We start from the raw sequence: 2971 nt of genomic DNA on the forward strand, positions 1-2971 counted from the left end.
AAGTATTCCTTTGGCTATAAATGGAAAATATAATTCTTTTAGTTATATTAAAATTAATAATAGAGAGATTGAGAGAATGATAAGTAATATAAAAGAATTAATAGGAGGTGTAGAAGTAGGTATTATACAAGATGAGATACCGATATATACAACAGAACATTTTGATGAGCAAAAAGAAGAATACTATTTGCTACAAACTAATTTAGTTTCATCTAAAATAAAAGTTGTTATGTCTTTTGATGGGAAAAGTGTATTTATACCTATGAAGCAATTCAATAATCTTTTTAAATTATGGATTATAATTTCTACTGCTGCGTTAGGTGCATTTATTATTTATATTTATAATATCATTAATAAGCCATTAAAAAAGCTAGTTGAAGTAATGAAGCAAATTGAAGAAAATAACTTTGATTTGGATATTAATTATAGTACAAATGATCAATTTGAATACATTTTCAAAGGATTCAAGAGCATGATAGATGCGTTAAAAATATATGTTGAAAAAACATATGAACAAGAATTAGAACTGAATAAAAGTGAATTAAGACAGTTACAATCTCAAATTAATCCTCACTTTTTATATAATTGTTTTTTTAATATAAGTAAAATGTGCAAGATAGAAGATAGTGAAAATGCTATGATTCTTTCTCAAAAATTAGCAAAGTACTATATGTTTATTACTAGAAATGGGAGTGACAGTATAAGTTTAGAAGAAGAATACAAACATACAAAATTATACTTAGATATACAAACAATAAGATTTGGAGAAAGGGTTAATATACAAATAGATAAGATACCGGAGGAGCTAAAAGGAATTAAAGTACCTCGGATTATTTTACAACCACTTGTAGAAAATTGTTATAAATATGTTTTTGAGAAAATAAGTGGACAAGGAGAATTACATATACAAATAGAAGGTAATGTAGGTAGATACTTGAAAATCAGTATAGAGGATAATGGAAACATAATAAGTAACCAAGAAATAGAGGCATTAAATATAAGCCTAACAAGTAATGAAAAGAAAAAAGAAACAACAGGACTATTTAATGTGAATAAAAGGTTAAGACTTAAATTTGGAGAGACAAGCGGATTAAACGTAGCAAGAGGAAAACTAGGGGGATTAAAAATTCAATTATTTATTGAATTAGAGGGGAGTACAGTATGTATAGACTGCTTATAGTAGATGATGAAGTGGTAATTGTAAAGGGATTAAGTAAAATTTTTGAAGAAGAAAGTAAGTATGAATTTGAAATTTATAAAGCTTATTCTACACAAGAAGCATTGGGGATTATGAAAAGTGTTAAAATTGATATTTTACTTTCGGATATTCATATGCCAGGACAAGACGGATTTGAATTAGCACAGGAAGTAAAAAAAAGATGGAAAAAGTGTAAAATCATATTTTTAACAGGATATAATGAATTCGAATATATCTATAAAGCCACTAATGATCTAAAGGCTGGATATATATTAAAATCTGAAGATGATGATGAAATATTAGGAAAAATAGAAGAGGTAGTAAAAGATATAGAAAGGTCTAAGCAGGAACAGCTACTCAGATTACAAGAGGTGGTAGAAAATAAAGTGTATGAAAGCTTTATTAAGGCGAAGTGCTTGGAAAGTATTTTATTACAGAATTTAAATGAGAAAGATAAGATTCAGCTAAAAGAAGTATTAGATATTGATTTAGATAAAGAACTAATCATTTATATAGGAAGAGTGCTATGTAATGATTCAACAATAGATCAGATAGCAGAAATAGTGTATAAGGTAAAAAAAGTATACTATGAAGAACTAAGAGAAGAGTTTTATACAGAAGTATTTGAATATCAGAGAGACTATATAGTGTGTTTATTACAACCTAAAGAGGTAATTGATATACCACTTAAACTCATTCAAATAAGTGAGGAATATCAAGAAATTATTATGGAATTATGTCATCAACCTATTAGTGTAATATTTTCAAAAATTCCAGTAAGAGTTGAGCAAATAAATGAAGAGTTTAGTAAGCTATATCGAGTGTTATTAAAGGAAACAGAGATAGGCGTGCCTAAAATTTTAGAAATGGAAGAAGAAGTTACAGAAAATGAAGATGAACTCATTTTGAAACTAGAAAGGTACATTGAAAGACATATAGGAGAAGAGTTAACACTTACTAAACTGGCAAGTGTTATTCATCTGAATCCTTCTTATCTATCTAGGTATTATCGAAAAATGACAGGTGGAAATCTGTCTGATTTTATTAAAGTAGTAAAAATAGAGAAGTCTAAAATATTATTAATAGAATCTAATAAGAAAATAGGAGAGATTGCTATGGAGTTAGGATTTGAATCTGCTTCATATTTTTGTAAAGTATTTAAGAAATGCATAGGAGTATCGCCAGTAGATTTTAGGAGAGGTAAATAGGATAAAGCCGAGTGATAAATAACTCGGCTTTTATTTTTTTGAAGAAGTCATAGCAGTATCTTTTAGGGGGGAAGGAGTGAGTAGATGAGGGGAATTTGCTAGATTAATAAGTTTTTCCATATCACTAATAATGATACAGTGCCCCTCTTTTTCTATTACGCTCATATTTTTAAGCGTAAGCATAATTCGAGAAATTGTTACAGAATGAACACCTAGATATTTGGCTAATTCTACATATGTAAAATATTTGTGTAAAAAGTATTTATCTTGTTTATATTGTGCAAGATTGATAAGCAGTTTGCAAAGACGAGCAGGAGTGTGGTCTTCTTTAGAAGAATGAAAATGATTAATCACAGAATGGAAATGGCTTGCAATGGACTGAGTGATAAAGAACGAAATTTCGGGGTTTGATATCAAGAGGTTATTAAGCTTAGTAGAACTAATTCTATAAATTTTACAACGTGTTTTTGTGTAAAATTGTGAAAGATCCTGACGAGATGTAAAGCAAGTATTTGGGCGATTAAGGAGGTGATAAGGAACACCACCAATAAGATCACCAGATTTA

At 28.5% G+C, this 2971-nt stretch carries 3 protein-coding genes; 2 read left to right on the plus strand and 1 reads right to left on the minus strand.

What is annotated here, in order from left to right; translation table 11 throughout:
* Both ACRDBA_RS01370 and ACRDBA_RS01375 read left to right on the plus strand, forming a co-directional pair.
* Positions 1–1180, plus strand: a 1180-nt coding sequence (locus ACRDBA_RS01370; protein WP_438571156.1) for a sensor histidine kinase, incomplete at its 5' end; no start/stop codon positions are given.
* Entirely contained in the window at positions 1162–2406 is a 1245-nt protein-coding gene (locus ACRDBA_RS01375; protein WP_438571157.1) for a response regulator transcription factor, read from the plus strand. The genes ACRDBA_RS01370 and ACRDBA_RS01375, both read left to right, overlap by 19 nt.
* Before the next feature lie 30 nt (positions 2407–2436).
* Here the strand turns inward: ACRDBA_RS01375 and ACRDBA_RS01380 are convergent.
* Positions 2437–2971: Crp/Fnr family transcriptional regulator (locus ACRDBA_RS01380; RefSeq protein ID WP_438571158.1), on the minus strand; the 535-nt coding region annotated here is incomplete at its 5' end.

Source organism: Clostridium sp. (assembly GCF_051654825.1).
Lineage (GTDB): Bacteria > Bacillota > Clostridia > Clostridiales > Clostridiaceae > Clostridium.

Bases quoted from the DNA above. Each gene is read 5' to 3' on its own strand.
- ACRDBA_RS01375 (WP_438571157.1), top strand. From the start codon at position 1,162: ATGTATAGACTGCTTATAGTAGATGATGAAGTGGTAATTGTAAAGGGA.